15 protein-coding genes are annotated in these 16,196 nt (G+C 45.4%); 3 read left to right on the top strand and 12 right to left on the bottom strand.

Annotated elements, in window-relative coordinates; all coding sequences use genetic code 11:
• Nucleotides 1–40: 40 nt before the first annotated feature.
• Nucleotides 41–898 (bottom strand): iron uptake transporter permease EfeU, encoded by an 858-nt coding sequence (gene efeU, locus AC0VYI_RS10230; RefSeq protein WP_475449110.1) that lies wholly within the window; start codon nt 896–898, stop codon nt 41–43.
• Between the two features lie 390 nt (nt 899–1,288).
• Here efeU and AC0VYI_RS10235 point away from each other — a divergent pair, with 390 nt between their 5' ends.
• Nucleotides 1,289–1,948 (top strand): class I SAM-dependent methyltransferase, encoded by a 660-nt coding sequence (locus tag AC0VYI_RS10235; RefSeq protein ID WP_475449112.1) that lies wholly within the window; start codon nt 1,289–1,291, stop codon nt 1,946–1,948.
• A 115-nt stretch (nt 1,949–2,063) separates the two neighbouring features.
• Here AC0VYI_RS10235 and AC0VYI_RS10240 read toward each other — a convergent pair whose 3' ends face one another.
• The 11 genes from AC0VYI_RS10240 to AC0VYI_RS10290 all read right to left on the bottom strand — a co-directional run bounded on the left by AC0VYI_RS10240 (nt 2,064) and on the right by AC0VYI_RS10290 (nt 14,176).
• A complete protein-coding gene (locus tag AC0VYI_RS10240; protein WP_475449114.1) occupies nt 2,064–4,025 on the bottom strand; it encodes an LTA synthase family protein in 1,962 nt (653 codons plus the stop codon).
• 185 nt (nt 4,026–4,210) lie between these two features.
• Nucleotides 4,211–5,623, bottom strand: a complete 1,413-nt coding sequence (locus AC0VYI_RS10245) for a PepSY-associated TM helix domain-containing protein (protein ID WP_475449116.1) — start codon at nt 5,621–5,623, stop codon at nt 4,211–4,213.
• Between the two features lie 250 nt (nt 5,624–5,873).
• Nucleotides 5,874–6,428 carry a DUF2946 domain-containing protein gene (locus AC0VYI_RS10250; protein ID WP_475449118.1) on the bottom strand — a complete coding sequence of 185 codons (555 nt, stop codon included), beginning with the start codon at nt 6,426–6,428 and terminating at the stop codon, nt 5,874–5,876.
• Between the two features lie 36 nt (nt 6,429–6,464).
• Complete coding sequence (locus AC0VYI_RS10255) at nt 6,465–6,833, bottom strand: DUF2750 domain-containing protein (protein ID WP_475449120.1); 369 nt, start codon at nt 6,831–6,833, stop codon at nt 6,465–6,467.
• A 157-nt stretch (nt 6,834–6,990) separates the two neighbouring features.
• Entirely contained in the window at nt 6,991–8,010 is a 1,020-nt protein-coding gene (locus tag AC0VYI_RS10260) for an adenosine deaminase (protein ID WP_199477603.1), read from the bottom strand.
• A 14-nt stretch (nt 8,011–8,024) separates the two neighbouring features.
• On the bottom strand, nt 8,025–8,828 hold the full coding sequence (gene xdhC, locus AC0VYI_RS10265) for a xanthine dehydrogenase accessory protein XdhC (RefSeq protein ID WP_199477604.1): 804 nt from the start codon (nt 8,826–8,828) through the stop codon (nt 8,025–8,027).
• Between the two features lie 3 nt (nt 8,829–8,831).
• The gene (gene uraH, locus AC0VYI_RS10270) at nt 8,832–9,185 is read right to left on the bottom strand and encodes a hydroxyisourate hydrolase (RefSeq protein WP_475449123.1); all 354 of its coding nucleotides are present in this window, start codon (nt 9,183–9,185) and stop codon (nt 8,832–8,834) included.
• 240 nt (nt 9,186–9,425) lie between these two features.
• Entirely contained in the window at nt 9,426–10,493 is a 1,068-nt protein-coding gene (locus tag AC0VYI_RS10275) for a BMP family ABC transporter substrate-binding protein (protein WP_199477606.1), read from the bottom strand.
• Nucleotides 10,494–10,595: 102 nt separating this feature from the next.
• Nucleotides 10,596–11,528, bottom strand: a complete 933-nt coding sequence (locus tag AC0VYI_RS10280) for an ABC transporter permease (protein WP_199477607.1) — start codon at nt 11,526–11,528, stop codon at nt 10,596–10,598.
• 9 nt (nt 11,529–11,537) lie between these two features.
• Nucleotides 11,538–12,605 (bottom strand): ABC transporter permease, encoded by a 1,068-nt coding sequence (locus AC0VYI_RS10285; protein ID WP_475449126.1) that lies wholly within the window; start codon nt 12,603–12,605, stop codon nt 11,538–11,540.
• Nucleotides 12,602–14,176: an ABC transporter ATP-binding protein gene (locus tag AC0VYI_RS10290; RefSeq protein WP_475449128.1), complete on the bottom strand. Its 1,575-nt coding sequence runs from the start codon at nt 14,174–14,176 to the stop codon at nt 12,602–12,604. The genes AC0VYI_RS10285 and AC0VYI_RS10290 overlap by 4 nt, the downstream gene beginning before the upstream one ends.
• 334 nt (nt 14,177–14,510) lie before the next feature.
• On the opposite strand from AC0VYI_RS10290, the gene puuE reads away from it, so the two are divergent.
• Complete coding sequence (puuE, locus tag AC0VYI_RS10295) at nt 14,511–15,422, top strand: allantoinase PuuE (protein ID WP_475449130.1); 912 nt, start codon at nt 14,511–14,513, stop codon at nt 15,420–15,422.
• A 32-nt stretch (nt 15,423–15,454) separates the two neighbouring features.
• The gene (gene uraD / locus AC0VYI_RS10300) at nt 15,455–16,021 is read left to right on the top strand and encodes a 2-oxo-4-hydroxy-4-carboxy-5-ureidoimidazoline decarboxylase (protein ID WP_475449132.1); all 567 of its coding nucleotides are present in this window, start codon (nt 15,455–15,457) and stop codon (nt 16,019–16,021) included.
• Nucleotides 16,022–16,196 lie beyond the last annotated feature (175 nt).

Raw genomic sequence — 16,196 nt, forward strand, 5'->3', positions numbered from 1 at the left:
GCGTTTGTAATAGATTGTTTTACTTGTTATTCCAGTTGATCTAAGACGTCCCACTATTCGCCGTACGGCTCGTGGGGCTGGAAGTGAGATCATCCTTCTTGAAGAACCAATACAGCGCGGGAAGAAGATAAATAAAGTAGATGGCGACTTCGCTGACCGTGGGGGTTTCTTGGTAACCCAATAAACCTTCTAATAAGGTGCCAAACACACTATGCGTCGACAGAAGGTCACTGGCATTAAAGGCGATGCCTTGGAAGTAGTTCCAAACACCCGCTTCGTGCAGCGATCGAATGGCGCCTGCAGCAAGGCCCGCTGCCACAAATAAAATAAATAAGCTGGTCCAACGGAAGAAGGCGCTCAGTGGTAATTTGAGACCACCTAAATAAATGGCAAAGCCCAATAAGACGGCCAAAGCTAAGCCTGTCACCGCCCCTAGTGGTGCAGAAGTACCAGCGCCTTGTTGGAAGGCAGAGAGAAGAAAGAAGACGGATTCTAATCCTTCACGGGCGACTGCTAGAAACACCATGCCAACCAAGGCCCAACCTTGACGAGAACCTTGGTGTTTGCCCAGTGCCTTATCGATGGAACTGTGTAGATCTGTTTTGACTGAGGCCGCTGCTTTACGCATCCAAAACACCATGTAGGTCAACATACCCACTGCGATGGCGGCAACGATGGCTTCGAATAATTCCTGCTGTTTTTGAGGAAACTCACCAGTGGTTTCATTGATGCCATAACCAATAGCCAAGCAGAGTAGTGCGGCACTGAAAACACCACCCCAAACGGCTGGCATCCAATGTCCGCGTTGAGTGCGTTTAAGGTAACCTGCGATAAGGCTGACGATTAACGCCGCTTCAAGTCCTTCTCGGAGCATGATTAGAAAGGGAACAAAAAACATAGGTGACACCTTGCCTGTGAGTGATAAAAGCTAAAAAATATCGAAATGTAATGTGTTTTTATAAATACTAATGATAATGAATATCAATATTGTTTTATTATATGTATGTTCAGTTCAGGTGTTAGTATCCTGACAACTTATTCACATTTTTTCCTTATTGTTGGCGTTTAGATTGTTTATTTATGTGGGAGGTTTGTTTCTTAACGAATGGTTAAGTATGTCTTAGCAGAGGGTTAGAAAGGCTTTAACTACCGTATGTCTAGTGTAGGTAGAACAGGCTTTATGCACATAACGCAACATTTAATTTGTGTTATTGAGTAGGTAAATAGCAGCGATACGGTTAGTATGACGCTCTTAGCTCAGTAGTATTGAGCGTTAATTAGGCTAACTATGTCAACTTTTCGTGTGCGTTATCAAACATTAGAGTTTGATCTTTCCGATATTCACGTACGTACTCTTCGCGATAATCAACAATTTTCCGATGATGAGAATGAAGCTCTAAATCTAGGTATTTCCTCTGCTACTTGGCCGCTATTCGGTATTATTTGGCCTTCAGGTGAGGTGTTAGCGCATCTGATGTATACCCATAACATCGATGGGTTACGTATTTTAGAAGTGGGCTGCGGTATTGGTTTGGCCAGTTTGGTATTGAATCATCGTCATGCCAATATTACCGCGACGGACTATCATCCAGAAGCCGGGCGTTTTTTGAGTGCAAATGTATTACTTAATGGGGATCGCCCCATTCCATTTGTACGAACTGGTTGGCAAGATGGCGAGACTTCATTAGGTCAGTATGATTGCATTATTGGTAGTGATTTGTTGTATGAGCGCTCCCATGTGGACATGCTAGCGGATTTTATTGACTGTCATGCGGCGCCAGATTGTGAAGTGATTTTGGTTGATCCTGGTCGAGGCCATCATGCTGTGTTTAGTAAGAAAATGGTGTCATTAGGGTATCAACATAGTCAAAGTAAACCGTTAGAAACGAGTTATTTACTGAAACCTTTTAAGGGGCAGGTCCTTAGCTATCACCGTTCTAAAATTTGATGGCAGGTTTTGTGATCGTCACTATGCAGAAATGCAAGGTTCTGTTCTGCATTAAGAGCCTTGAACTCGCTAACGGATTAAATGTGAAGCCGAGCATCGCTCGGCTTCTGTTTGTTTATTCCTCGTTTTCTCTTGGTATGTTGTATTTTTTGTCTTCATAGAGCCAAGTGCCGAGTAATGGATGGGCAATGGCTTCGCTGATGAGCTCTGGGCTGACATCTTTAGAGGCTTCTAAACGATGGTTTCGATAAATAAAGGTCTTTGGCGGCAATTTGGGCTGTAATATGACCACTTGATTACCACGCATAAAGGCTTGGTTTTGATTGAATTGCATAATGGCCCGGCCCACATAGCTGGCATCTCGTTTGGTTAGGTCTTGTCCTATCATTGGGTGCGACGAGTTGATACCGATTAAAGACAGCAGGGTTGGTGCTAGGTCTATTTGACTGATAAGACGATGATCTTCCTGCGGTTGAACATCTGCGCCTAAGATTAATCCAGGAATATGGAAGTTGGTAATGGGAACCAGTTCTGGTCGGCTGGAGCGAGCATCGTGATCGGCGACAATAAGAAATACCGTATTTTTCCAATAGTTAGACTTTTTCGCCATATCAAAAAATTTGCCTACTGCATAATCCGCGTATTTTACCGCATTCTCACGAGAGTTTTTCGGTGTGTTGTAATCTTCAATTTTGCCATCAGGAAAATCAAAAGGGTCGTGATTGGAGGAACTAAACACAAGGCTAAAGAAGGGTCTGTTATGCTGAGCTTTTTCAATAAATGTCTCATTGGCTTTCTTGAACAGGTCTTCGTCGCTGACGCCCCAAGAGGCAACAAACTCAGGATTTACAAAGTCCTTTTCTTCAATAATGCTGTCGAAACCATTGCCTAAGAAAAAGGCTTTCATGTTATCAAAATGCGCACCACCACCGTAGATAAAGCTGGTGTCGTATCCCTTCTGCCCCAGTAATTTCGCAAGAGTGAAAAAGCCCGTTTGAGAGTTGGGTAGTTTAACCGTACTACGTGCTGGTGTTGGGACGAACCCGGTCACGACGGCCTCGATTCCTCGCACAGAGCGTGTGCCTGTTGCGTAAAGTTGGTTAAAAGCCCAGCCCTCTTTGGCTAATTTGTCGTATTCAGGAGATAGCGGTAGGCCTCCTAGGCTGCCAATAAATTGTGCCCCTTGGCTTTCTTGCAAAATAATCACGAGGTTTTTGGGGTGTTTGTATTGATGGGTCGCGGTTTGCTTGTGCAAAGTGGGGAAGTCTTTCGACACAAAGTCCGCTTCTTTTAGTCCCATGGATTTATGTATGTTGGAGAGAATGTCTGCTTTGCTCATTTGTGGATAAAGTTGAAACGAGCTGACCTCATCTTGCATCTGACTGACCGCATAGAGCATGGAGTAAGCTGAATTGAGGGTTAGGCTATTGACCAAAGGATCATTGGTAAAGGCTGTATAGCTTGGATTAATGGCTCGATGTTGCAAGCTAGAGCGCGCGGCTAATACGCCAAGAAGTAAAATGAGCACGGCGAGAACCGGTCGTTCAAACCATTTTGGTTGTGGCTTGTTGGTGATGTGCTGTTTGCGCATTAAATAATAAATGCCCACAAAAGCGGCAATCGTGACCAGTAACGATAAGGCAAGGGTGAGTTTATGCCCCGCCATAAGCATGGAAAACACTTCTTTGGGGTAGATTAAATATTCAACGAACAGTCGGTTTGGGCGTAAATTGTACTCGTTGATGAAGGCGGGTGTTGACGCTTCCATAAAGACACAAAAAACAAAGGCTGCCGAGAGCCAAATGCGGCATACAATATCCCAGACACGATTAATATAAGGAATGTCGGAGACTAGTACAGCAAAGAGTGCGGGTAAGGCGGCTAGATAGGCCAAAGAGGCTAAGTCAATACGCAAACCAAACCCTAGTATGGTGAGCCAGTCTTTAAACGAATCGACGCGCTCATGTTGCCAGATGATCAGAGCGAGCCGGCTTAGGGTTAAGGTGCATAATGTAATGAGTAAAAAAGTAAGAAAGGGTTTGAGCGGAGAGCGGTATCGACTTAACGCATTTGCCATATTAGAAACCAAACTGAAGGGTGAAAACGCTTGAGTATAGTATAAAATATGAAAATATGTTTCATAAATATTTCAAAAAAATAGCGCTAATGTGGCAGCCTAATAGGAAGATATGCTGCATAAAGCGGTAAAACAGGCTACCCATAAAAACACCCTATTCTTGCCAGAATAGGGTGTTTGATTCTTTATTGGAGAATTGCGGTCTTACTACGAAGCCGTTTTTGCCAACGAATCGCGTCGATAAGTAAAAACACGACTAAGCTGATGCCCATTACGGGGAGACTGATCGCAACAAAGAGGCTTACTACAAGGCTAATGGCTTTCCAGGTAGGTGATAGTTTGCTCCAAGCATCTAGCAGTGGTTTGGAGGTGGCCCCAGCGGTTGGACGTCGACGCCACCACATGGTGTATCCCCAAACAATCATGACACACAAAGACAAACCAAAAGCGGCTAATATGAGTTGATTGGCTAAACCAAATAATAAGCCCATGTGAGCATCAATTCCCCAACGGATTAATTTGGCAATCAATGGGAAGTGAGCAAATTGCGCATGATCTAATACCGCTAAGGTGCTGCCATCGATGGCGACAGAGTCGACTTGAGTGGGCCATTCCCGATTTATTTCACGAACAAACCAAGCCGTATTGGCTTTTCTTGGTGGTTTGATCTCAACCTTAGTGGAATGGATCCCCGCTGCTCGTGCGGTATTTAATACTTTGTCGAAAAGCTGGTCGGTTTCTGTTGCTGATGGCGCCGCTTGAGCCATGGCCATATTAGTGCTGTTTGAATGACCAAGGTGATTTGCATGCTCACCCATGCCTGTGCTGTGCGCTGTCTTTTTAATATCTAGAGAGACGGAGGGTGTGACCCAACCAATGTATTGGCGGACTGTGCTGATGTTACCACCGGCCCATTTAGACCAAGTCAGACCAGTAATTGAAAAGAACACCAGTCCAAGAAAAATCACTAAACCAAGTTGATAGTGACTTCTACGTTTTCTCAAATAGGGTGTGCGAGTGGCAAGCTCGGCTTGGTTTTTTTTACCTCCCTTATACCAAAGATATACGCCACCTAGCGCGGCAATCCACAACCAAGAAGCGGCCAGTTCACTGTAGTTTCGTCCCAAATCACCGAGTAACAGGGTTCGATGTAGGTAGTCTATAGTGGTACGAAGGGGCAGGACACCGCTGGTACCATAGACCCCTAAACTGCCGCGAACCGCTAAGTTATGAGGGTCAATAAAGACAGCGCGAACACCTGATAGGGTGCTTGGATCGAGAAACATGACGCGTGTGGTGTCCCCTGGTAGCGGTGCGGGTCGCACAGCAAATAGGGTGAGATCTTTCGACAAGGATTGGCGAGCAGCGGCTATTTGCTCTGTTAAAGGTTTATTTGGCCCTGTGCTATCAGTCTTGAGTTCGTGTTTATAGACGTAAGCCTCAAGTTGCGGAGTTAATACATAAGCGGTGCCTGTCAGCGCCGCGATGAAAATAAACGGGGCGACAAACATGCCAATATAAAAGTGTAAACGGGTGATCAATAATAACATGGCATTTTTCGAAGCGTCTGGCTTCTTCGTGTTTGGTAAATTGGACATAAATCTCATCTGTCTAACGGGATAAGCCACGTCTAAAAAGAGCGAAACTTATCTAACAAAAAGTAAGCGATAGGTGCCCTTTGTGCGATGACGTGCTTGGCCGATACGATGTAAAAGAGAGGCGCAAAGACTGTTAGAAAAGCCTCTACTTAGCCTATTCACGATCGTTCAAAGGTCTCAGTTTTCTATTAGGTAACGGCTTCACTTGATGATAGGACGTGACAGGTTGTCATGTGCCGTCATCAGGATGTCATGCCAATAGATCGCTGTATGATGATATAAACGTAGCGTGGGAAGTGTTTGGTGGGGCTCTTGGCTGTAATCTTGAATAGCGTGAGGGTAAGAGGTGAGTGCTAATGGTGTAAGATATAGCGGGATAGGAAATCGCCACTAAGATTGGCAGGATAAAGGTAAGTACCGCTAAGCAGGCAAGGTGGAAGAGGAGTGTACAAAAGCCACAAGCTGCCCTAAGCCCTAAGGTATCACTATCGTCCATCGACTTAGCGGAATGATCAGGGTCATGGAAGTCCATGGAACCCGAGTCCGTCATTTTTTCCCCAATACCATTTTCACCCATGTGAACCATTGATGCTGCTGGTAGCGTTATTAGCTGTTTTGTCGGTGAATGGGGGAGGGTGTGATGCTTATGCATCGTCGGATTCATATCCATGTGGCTCATTCCATGAGCTTGCATGTTTAATTGTGATATGAGAGGAACGACATAAATGGCAATGACCGCAAACAGGCTAAGCAAGACGGGAAAACGTCTTGCTTGCTTATTTGGTTGAATCATTGACCATGTCATCACATAACCCTTATGGAGAAACGAATATCAAGGCCGTTAGCCTTGAATATCACCAGCGTGTTCTTGCGCGCTTGAAACAATACATTCCCCAGCAAGGTTAGGTGCGACGCCTACATCAAAACCATCTTTTTCCATGCCTGGTAACCATTTGTCAGTCCAATCCATACTAGAAATCTCTAAAGGGGTAAAATCGGGATAGTCTTTTTGTCCCCATGAAAGTGCTAATTCTGGCGTTGGCCAAATGGGCAATATTTTATCTTGGCCAAGAGGGAGGATTAAGCAGCCTTGTGCATCGGATAGGGTCCAAATGCTGTTCTTTTTCTTAATGAGTGCGATGACTTCGTCGTAACGTTGGCGACTCGGTAAGCGGAAAAATGTCTCGTTAAGAGAAGAAGTCTCAGTCATGGGATTTGCTCTAATGAAAAAAGAAGGCATTTTACCATAAGAAATCTTAATGGGGCGGCCTAGTGGGGGAATACTTTAGAGAAAATCATACAGCAGGCGATAAAAAAGCAAAACAGAAGGCGATGCCCAGTATGTTTTGCTTTTCCCTAGGTGACTTTTAATACGTGCTAAACAGTTGATCAAGTGTCGCCAGATGCTGTTGCTTTGCATCCGCTGACATCCAGCTCCCGACAATGCTGTTTTTCGCCAATTGGTGCAGTTCTGCTTTGCTCAGATCGGACTCTTTTATCAAAGCATGATAGTTGTCCACCATATAACCTCCAAAGTAGGCAGGGTCGTCTGAATTGACGGTAGCGTTGAGGCCGAGCTTTAGCATGTGCTTAATGGGGTGATTTGTTAAATCATCGACCACACACAGTTTTAGGTTAGACAAGGGACAAACGGTGAGGGTTAAGTTGCGCGCTTTGATTTGCTTAACGAGCTGTTCATCCTCAAGTGCTCTGTTGCCATGGTCAATACGATCCACTTGTATAAGGTCAATGGCTTGCCATACGTAGTCTGCAGGGCCTTCTTCACCAGCATGGGCGGTCACTTTCAGTCCCAACTCTTGGCAGGCTTTGAAAACGCGAGCAAATTTTTCTGGGGGATGGCCTATTTCCGAGCTGTCTAATCCTACGCCATCAATCCAATCAAGATAGGGTTTGGCAAGCTCTAGAGTTTCAAATGCACTGTCTTCGCTTAAGTGGCGCAGAAAAGACATAATGAGTTTAGACGTCATTCCCCACTGTTCTTCTGCTTCTTTTAACGCTTTATAAATGCCGCTGATTTGTGGCTCGAAGTCCACCCCACGGGACAGATGCCCTTGAGGGTCAAAAAATATCTCCACATGCACGACATTTTCTTGATGTACTTTGGTCAGGTAGGCCATCGTCAAATCATAAAAGTCCGCTTCTTTTAACAGGACGGACATGCCTTGATAGTACAGGTCCAAGAAGTCCTGAAGATTGGTGAATTGATAGGCGGCTTTCAGGTCTTCAACATTCGAGTATTTTAGCGGGATCTGGTTGCGTTCAGCCAGTGCAAACATCTGTTCGGGTTCAAAGGTTCCCTCAATGTGAAGGTGTAGTTCGGTTTTTGGCATTTTTTCGGCCAGTGTCATCAGTGTTTCCACACTCATGGGATACCTCTTTTTCATTTAACGGGCATCGCTGCGGATGCTTTTGTGTGTTGTGATGCGCGTATTTTTAACAGCTGGGAAAGGACGGATATGGCGATTTCCCCAGGCTGCTTTGAGCGCAAGTTGTGTTCACCCATTGGGCAATGCATTTGGTCTATTTGAGCTTGAGTGAAGCCTTTATTGGCTAACTTATGGCGGAACCGAGCACTTTTGGTTTGCGATCCAATAACCCCGATAAAGGCCGCATCGTTACGTTTTATTACGGCTTCGGTCAGCTCTAAATCCAGTTGATGGTTGTGCGTGAGTACCAAATAAAAAGTATTGGCAGGCATGTCGGCAACTTCATCAACGGGGTAATCGCTTATTTTAGTGGTCACCTTGTCCGATACCTGTGTCGGGAACTCATCTTGACGACTATCTACCCAGATTAAATGGCAAGGAATATTTTCTAAACAATGCACAATAGCTCGCCCCACATGTCCCGCACCAAAAATCGCAATGGTTAACGGAGATTGCAGGACACTTTCAAACAGTAATGTTACAAAGCCACCACAACATTGTCCTAATGTCGCCCCAAGGGGATAATCTTCGGTGCTCGTTTGACTGTCTTTTTCGCTGAGTTTTTCCCTTGCTTTCGCAATGGCTTTCCACTCTAAATGACCGCCGCCGACGGTACCATAAATGGCATGCTGTGTAACAAGCATGCGAGCGCCGATTTCCCTTGGTGTAGAACCTTTTATGGCAAACACAGATACCATCACAAAATCGATACCTGATTTTTCCAATTTAGCGGCTTCTTGAACCCATTTCGTATCCATGACTTAGCTACCTCGATATGTACTGTAGCCATAGGGAGAAACTAAAACAGGAACATGGTAGTGGCTGGTTGCATCATTGATACCAAAGCGAATTACCACCTCATCCAAAAACAGTGGCTCCGCAAGCTGTTTGTCTAAGCGGCGATAATAATCACCGATGGCAAACTCTAGTTCATACACGCCTTGATGAAAGTCCTTCTCGGGCAGGATAGGCTGGTCACAGCGACCATCACTGTTTGTAATGCTGGTGTTAATTTTGACTTTATCACCATCGATCAGCTCATAGAGCGTGATGGCAACGCCCGCCGCTGGGGTGCCGTGTGTTGTGTCCAGAATGTGCGTCGTTAGGTATCCCATATGGTTTTCTCTCCTGTGGTCGCTTTTTCTTATGCCGATTGATCCACTACTTAAAGCGACACTGTTTAAGGTGTTACATTACAGGTGTTCTGCCAAGGGGGTAGGGTGTTTTATAAAGTGCTTTCGCTTTTTTATCAATAGCGCTTTCGCTGTTTTCGATCCGGTTTTTAAAATGATAGATGAAAAGTTATCGATTCTCCGCCTATAGAGAATCGATAACCCATTTACATTAAACGACTGTTATTGGGGGATTTTATCGGTAATGCCTTGAACATACCAATTTACTCTTGCTAGTTCTTGGTCTGTCAACGAATGGCCAGCAGGCACAACGATTTTCCCGGTATTGTCTTTAATAGGTCCAGTGAACGGTTTGAGTTTGCCAGATTTGATGGCAGCCAATGTTTCATCAATTTTAGCGCGTACGTCTTTTGGCAGGTTGGGATTGATGGAAGCCAGTTGCAACATGTTGTCGTGGAACCCACCCCAGAAATCCTGCGACTTCCAAGTACCGTCCATCACTTGTTGTACGGTTTTTATATAGTAGGGTGCCCAGTGATCACGTACTGAGAAAATATGTGCTTGAGGAGCAAATTTACTCTGATCCGATGCTTGACCAATGGCGCGAGCACCACGTTTTTGTGCGGCAATCAGTGGCGCAGGGCTGTCGGTATGTTGAATCAGTACGTCCGCTCCCTGATCCATTAGAGCATTGGCGGCGTCGGTTTCTTTACCTGGGTCATACCAAGTGTTTGCCCAAACAATTTTTAGCTTGATATTAGGGTTAACACTTTTTGCTCCCATGTAGGTCGCATCGATATCACGGATAACTTCCGGAATAGGGAAGGCTCCGATGTAACCAATGGTATTGGTTTTAGTAAGCAATCCAGCGGCAACACCAGAAATATAACGGCCTTCGTAGGTACGGAGAACATAAGTGCCTAAATTTTTTGCCCGTTTATACCCTGTGGCATGTTCGAACACTACATTAGGAAAGCGTTTAGCCGCTTTAACGGTTGCATTCATGAAGCCAAATGATGTCGTAAAGATGACTTTGTTGCCCGCTTTGACCAGTTGGGTAATGACACGTTCTGCGTCGGCGCCTTCTGCCACGTTTTCAACATACGTCGTTTTTACTTTCCCTTTGAAATATTTCTCCATTTCTTTGCGGCCTTGGTCGTGCTCGTAACTCCAGCCCAGATCTCCCACTGGGCCAACGTATACAAAGCCAACTTTAAAAGGTTCTTCCGCTTGGGCCATGGTCACGCCAAGCATGAGACCTACGCCAAGTAATAAACTCTTTAACTTCATGATGAAACTCCTGTGCCCTTCGGCGATTTTGTCGTTGTTAATGGAACGCTTTATACTATTGTTATTGGTATGTGGCCTTTGATAGCTCAAATTGACGCATGGTTAGGCCATATGTCTTGGATCAAACGGCTTTCCGAGTGATCGTGGCGCCAACAGTTTTTCTTTAAATTTATCCGCACTGATGATGACCATAACGAATACTGTCGCCACATAAGGCAACATGGCTAATAAGTTGGTCGAAATGGTCCAGCCGAATCCTTGGAGAACCAAATGCATAATGCTGGCCAAGCCAAACAAATAGGCCCCCAGCATAATGCGTCCAACCCGCCAAGAAGCAAAGACCACCAGCGCAAGGGCAATCCAGCCACGGCCGGCTGTCATGTTTTCCGCCCACATAGGGGTATAGACTAAGGACATATAAGCCCCAGCGATCCCCGTCATGGCACCACCAAACATAATGGCCAAATAGCGGACCCGAAGTACCTTGATGCCAATGGCATTGGCGGCATTGGGGTTTTCACCGACGGCTTTGAGTGTTAGTCCCAAGCGAGTTTTGTTAGCAACATACATAATGAGCACGGTCATGATGAAAGAAAGGTAGACCAACAGATCGTGCTCGAAGAGAATTTTGCCAAGGTACGGAATGGAGGATAGGTACGGGATGGGGATGGGGTTAAAGCCTTGAATGGTTTTGCCGACAAAGTCCGATCCAACAAAGGCACTTAATCCCGTACCAAAGATGGTTAGTGCGAGCCCCGTGGCCACTTGGTTGGCGCCAAGATGTAACACTAAAACACCAAAGATAAGGCTCATGACACACCCCATAGCCATTGCCGCAAGCACGCCAAATGCCATGTTGCCAGTTGAGTAGGCTGCCAAAAAGCCAACGACGGCTCCCATGAGCATCATCCCTTCCTGGCCTAAGTTCAGTACCCCAGACTTTTCACATATGACTTCGCCAAGAGCAATAAATAATAAGGGAGTACCTGTTTTTATTGCGGAGAATAAGATTTGTGCTATGAAATCTGCGTCCAAAATAGGCTCCTAAGCCGTGGCTTGATGAGTGAAAACAAGGCGGTTGCGAATAAAGAAATCGCACGCCAATAAGAAGAAAAGCAAAACGCCTTGAAACATACCGACCACCGCAGTGGGAATATTCATTTGAATCTGTGCCAGATCGCCCCCCATATAGAGTACGGCCAAAAAGATGGCCGCAATAATCGCACCCAGAGGGTGTAAGCGACCCAGATAGGCGACGATGATGGCGGAGTAACCGTATCCAGGGGAAACGTTAGGCACCAATTGGCCTATGGGGCCAGTCACTTCACATACACCTGCTAGGCCTGCTAGTGCACCAGCAAGGAGCATAACAAACCAACTGAGCTTTTTGCTGCTAAAGCCTGCGTAGGTCGCCGCTGGTTCGTCAGAGCCAAAGACGCGCACTTGAAAGCCTAAGTGGGTTTTAGACAAGATAAACCAAGCCACAACAGCAGACAGTAGAGACAACAAAATGCCTAAATGAATTCGAGTTCCCGCAACGAGAATCGGCAGCATGGTTTGATCCGAAAACATAGCGGATTCAGGAAAACCGTAGCCATCAGGGTCTCGTAGTGGCCCATTGACTGCCCACACCAGTAGATAAAAGGCAATGTAGTTAAACATAATGGTGGTGAGAATAAGGTTCGAGTTGAAGCGTAGTTTTAAATAGGTGGGAACGGCAGACCAAGCAATACCCGAGGCAACGCCAGCCAAAAGCGTTAAAGGCAAGGCTAAGGCGCTGGTGGAATCGCCAAAGGCTAGTGCGACCGCCGACCCCCCTAATGCTCCAGCAAGTAATTGGCCTTCCGCACCAATATTCCACATATTGGCCCGATAACAAAGTGATAAGCCCACGGCACAAAGTAGCAGGGGGCACATTTTTACCAGCATTTCTCCCACATTATAGCCATCAGACAAGGGGGCGATGAGTAATACATGCAACGCCTCAATCGGGTTTTTGTCGAGCGCTGAAAAAAGAATGCAGCCAAAAATAAGGGTGAGAGCAATCGCCAGCAGGGGCGAGACGAATGTCATTAATTGGCTAGGTTGCGTTCGCGCTTGAATACGCATCATGCTGTGGTCTCCTGTAACATGTCAGCATCATGCTGTTGATTGTTAATAAAGGTTCCTGCCATCCATTGGCCAATTTGGTCTATGTTGGTGTCTTGGGTACGGACAATAGGAGACAAATAACCATCGCATACGGCTGCCATTCGGTCTGCTAGTAAGAATAGTTCATCAATGTCTTCTGATATCAATAAAATGGCAGCCCCTTGGTCGCGTAGTTCTAATAAAGCTTGGTGAATTGCTAATGCTGCACCGACATCTACTCCCCATGTCGGATGGGCGCAAATCAATACATCAGGTCGTTGACCGATTTCGCGTCCCATAATGAACTTTTGCAAGTTTCCGCCACTTAAGCTTTTTGCCTCAGAAAATTCGCCGTGGCATTTGACGCTGTAATCACTGATCAGTTGTTTGGCATAGTCTTTTAGTTGCTTCCATTGGACTAGGCCGTATTTGATAAAGCCTTGACTGTGGGTGAGGAGGGTATTTTCCGTTAAGCTCATATCGGGAACCGCGCCTCGGCCTAAGCGCTCTTCGGGGACATAAGCCATGCCAAGCTGTCGTCGTGTAGCGGTTTTTAAATTGCCAATTGGTTGGCTCTTCATGGTTAGATGAGCGTTGACGGGACGGCTGTCTTCGCCGCTGATAATGGCCATCAATTCGTCTTGTCCATTGCCGGCGACACCTGCAATACCGAGAATTTCACCTGCTTTTAGCTCAAGGTTGATGTGTTTTAGTGAGGTGCCAAAGGGATGTTGTGTGCTAAGGGAGAGATCATGAATCTGAAAGCGTACCTCCGTTCCCTCTTTTTTGGAGTAACCAGCCTCTTGTTCTGCTAAGTCGCCCACCATCATTTTAGCAATGGAATGGGACGTTTCTTCTGCAGGAGAGCAAGTATTGATGACTTTGCCACCTCGTAAAATGGTGGCTTTTTCACAAATTTCGGTGACTTCGTGCAGTTTGTGGCTAATGAATAGAATACTGCACCCCTCTGCGGCGAGTGTTCGCAGTACGCTAAAAAGACCAGACACTTCTTGAGGGGTCAACACTGAGGTCGGTTCGTCCAAAATCAAGAGTTTTACTGATTGGACTAAACAACGCATTATTTCTACCCGTTGTCGTTCTCCAATTGAGAGTGAGTGTACGTAACGATGGGGATCGATATTCAAACCATACTCTTGGGATAATTGACGGATTTTCTCAGCAAGATTGCCAATAGAGGCCAGTTGAGGTTTGCTCAAACAGAGTTCGATATTTTGGCTGACCGTTAGCGTTTCGAACAGAGAAAAATGCTGAAAGACCATGCCTATCCCAAGCTCTCTCGCCGTGGAGGGTGATTTGATTTCTATTTCTTTGCCATCCCAGATAAGTTGGCCTGTGTCTGGCGCGACGACACCATAAATGGTTTTGACGAGAGTGCTTTTTCCAGCACCATTTTCTCCCAGCAAAGCATGAATTTCTCCAGGCATGAGGCTCAGGCTAATATTGTCATTGGCAAGACAGCCAGGATACTGCTTGCTGATATTGATCAGTTCCAGTCTAGGTGAAATATGCTGTGCGGTTTTGGTGTTATTCACAAAAATTTCCCATCTTAAAAAGGTCCGGCCGTATTATTAACAATAGAGTGACTCGGTATATAAACTGCATGCTGCACAAGCCACGCCAATTTATGTCTCTTATTAGCGCGTTTAACCAAAAAAGTCGCACTTTTTTTGTGCTTTGGTTTTTTTGTTTGCCCTCTTATAGGGCTTATAAAATAGTTGACTGATTGGTTCACTTAGCTCATTTTGTTTATGTGAAATGTTTGTTTCTTTTAATCAATATTTGTGCCAATTTTTTTATGTTATTTTGTGGCAATCTACTGTGTATGGTGAAGTTGCCATGGAATTGTCTTTTTAATGGGGTGATGTGATGTCTTATGATCGTGATTTAGTTGGCTATGCAGGAAAACCAGTCCATCCGCATTGGCCTAAGAATGCCAAGGTGGCGTTGCAGTTTGTCTTGAATTATGAAGAAGGGGGTGAAAATTGCATTCTGCATGGCGATAAGGCCTCGGAGGCGTTTTTATCCGAGATGATTGGGACGGATGCCAGAGAAGGTGTTCGTCACATGAGTATGGAGTCCCTTTATGAATATGGTAGTCGTGCTGGGGTATGGCGTGTTCTGTCGTTGTTTAAAGAGATGGGAATTCCGTTGACCATCTTTGCCGTTGGTATGGCCCTTGAGCGTCATCCAGAGATTGCTAAGGTTTTTGTTGAGGAAGGGCACGAAGTTTGTAGTCATGGTTATCGATGGATTGACTATCAGTACGTGGATGAAGAAACCGAGCGTGCTGATATGAAAAAAGCCATTGATGTTATTACCAAGCTGACAGGCCAACGTCCTTTAGGCTGGTACACAGGGCGAACAGGGCCCAATACTCGTCGTTTGGTCGCGGAGGAAGGGGGATTTCTATACAACGCAGACGACTACAGTGATGATTTACCGTTCTGGCGTTTGGAAGGGGGGAAACCTCAATTAATGGTACCTTATACCCTTGATACCAATGATATGCGTTTTGCGGCGATGCAGGGTTTCAATACAGGCGAGCATTTTTTTCAATACTTAAAAGACGCGTTTGATACCTTGTATGAAGAAGGAAAAACGCAACCAAAAATGTTGTCTATAGGACTGCATTGTCGTCTGATCGGTCGTCCTGCTCGCATCGCAGGGCTAAGACGCTTCCTCAGTTATGTGAGTCAGTTTGATGATGTTTGGTGTGCACGACGCGTCGATATTGCCAAACACTGGCATGAACATTTTCCTTATCAAGCAAAAGCTTAATTATACAAACAATGAATTATATGGAGAAAAGCATGACAGACCAGCTGTCCGTTCCGATGGAATTTCAGACATTGGAGGGAGTGTTTGACGCTAAACCAAGTACCATGACGAAAGAGATGTTTATTGCGGTGTTTGGTTCAGTCTATGAGCACTCTGCTTGGGTTGCTGAACAGGCATGGCAGGCAATGAGCTACAAAAACAGCCTGACTGACTATGATCAGAAAGAGCATTTAGCGCGTTTGTTGTTTGATGTGGTCGAACAAAATACGAATGATACAAAACTGGCTTTATTGCGAGCTCATCCAGATTTGGCGGGTAAGGCGGCTTTGGCTGGGGAAGTGACTCAAGACTCTAGTAGTGAGCAAGCTGGCGCTGGTTTAGATCAATGTACGCCCGAAGAGCTTATGCGTTTTACCGATTACAATGATCGTTACAAATCGCGCTTCGGTTTTCCTTTTATTATGGCGGTAAAAGGCGCGACCAAAGAGGCCATTTTGTCGGCTTTTGAGCAGAGGATTCATCATTCTTCACAGGAAGAGTTCAAAATGGCCATGCGACAGGTTCACCAAATTGCTCGCTTTCGTTTAGCCGAGAAATAGCATCCTCCCCCAAGGTAAGTGTGCCTATCTTGGGGATTTAGTGTCTTACCTTATGTAATTTTCTATACACTGTGCGCTATAAAATGGTACAATAATGCTTCTATTTTACACAAAGTTTCCAATTGATTATTCTCCCTGAGTCAAGGGCTGAATAGTCTTTCTCTTGTTTTAGGAA

Source organism: Marinomonas sp. 63XJN7_9_ISO-PGPR-S23-217, from assembly GCF_056173515.1.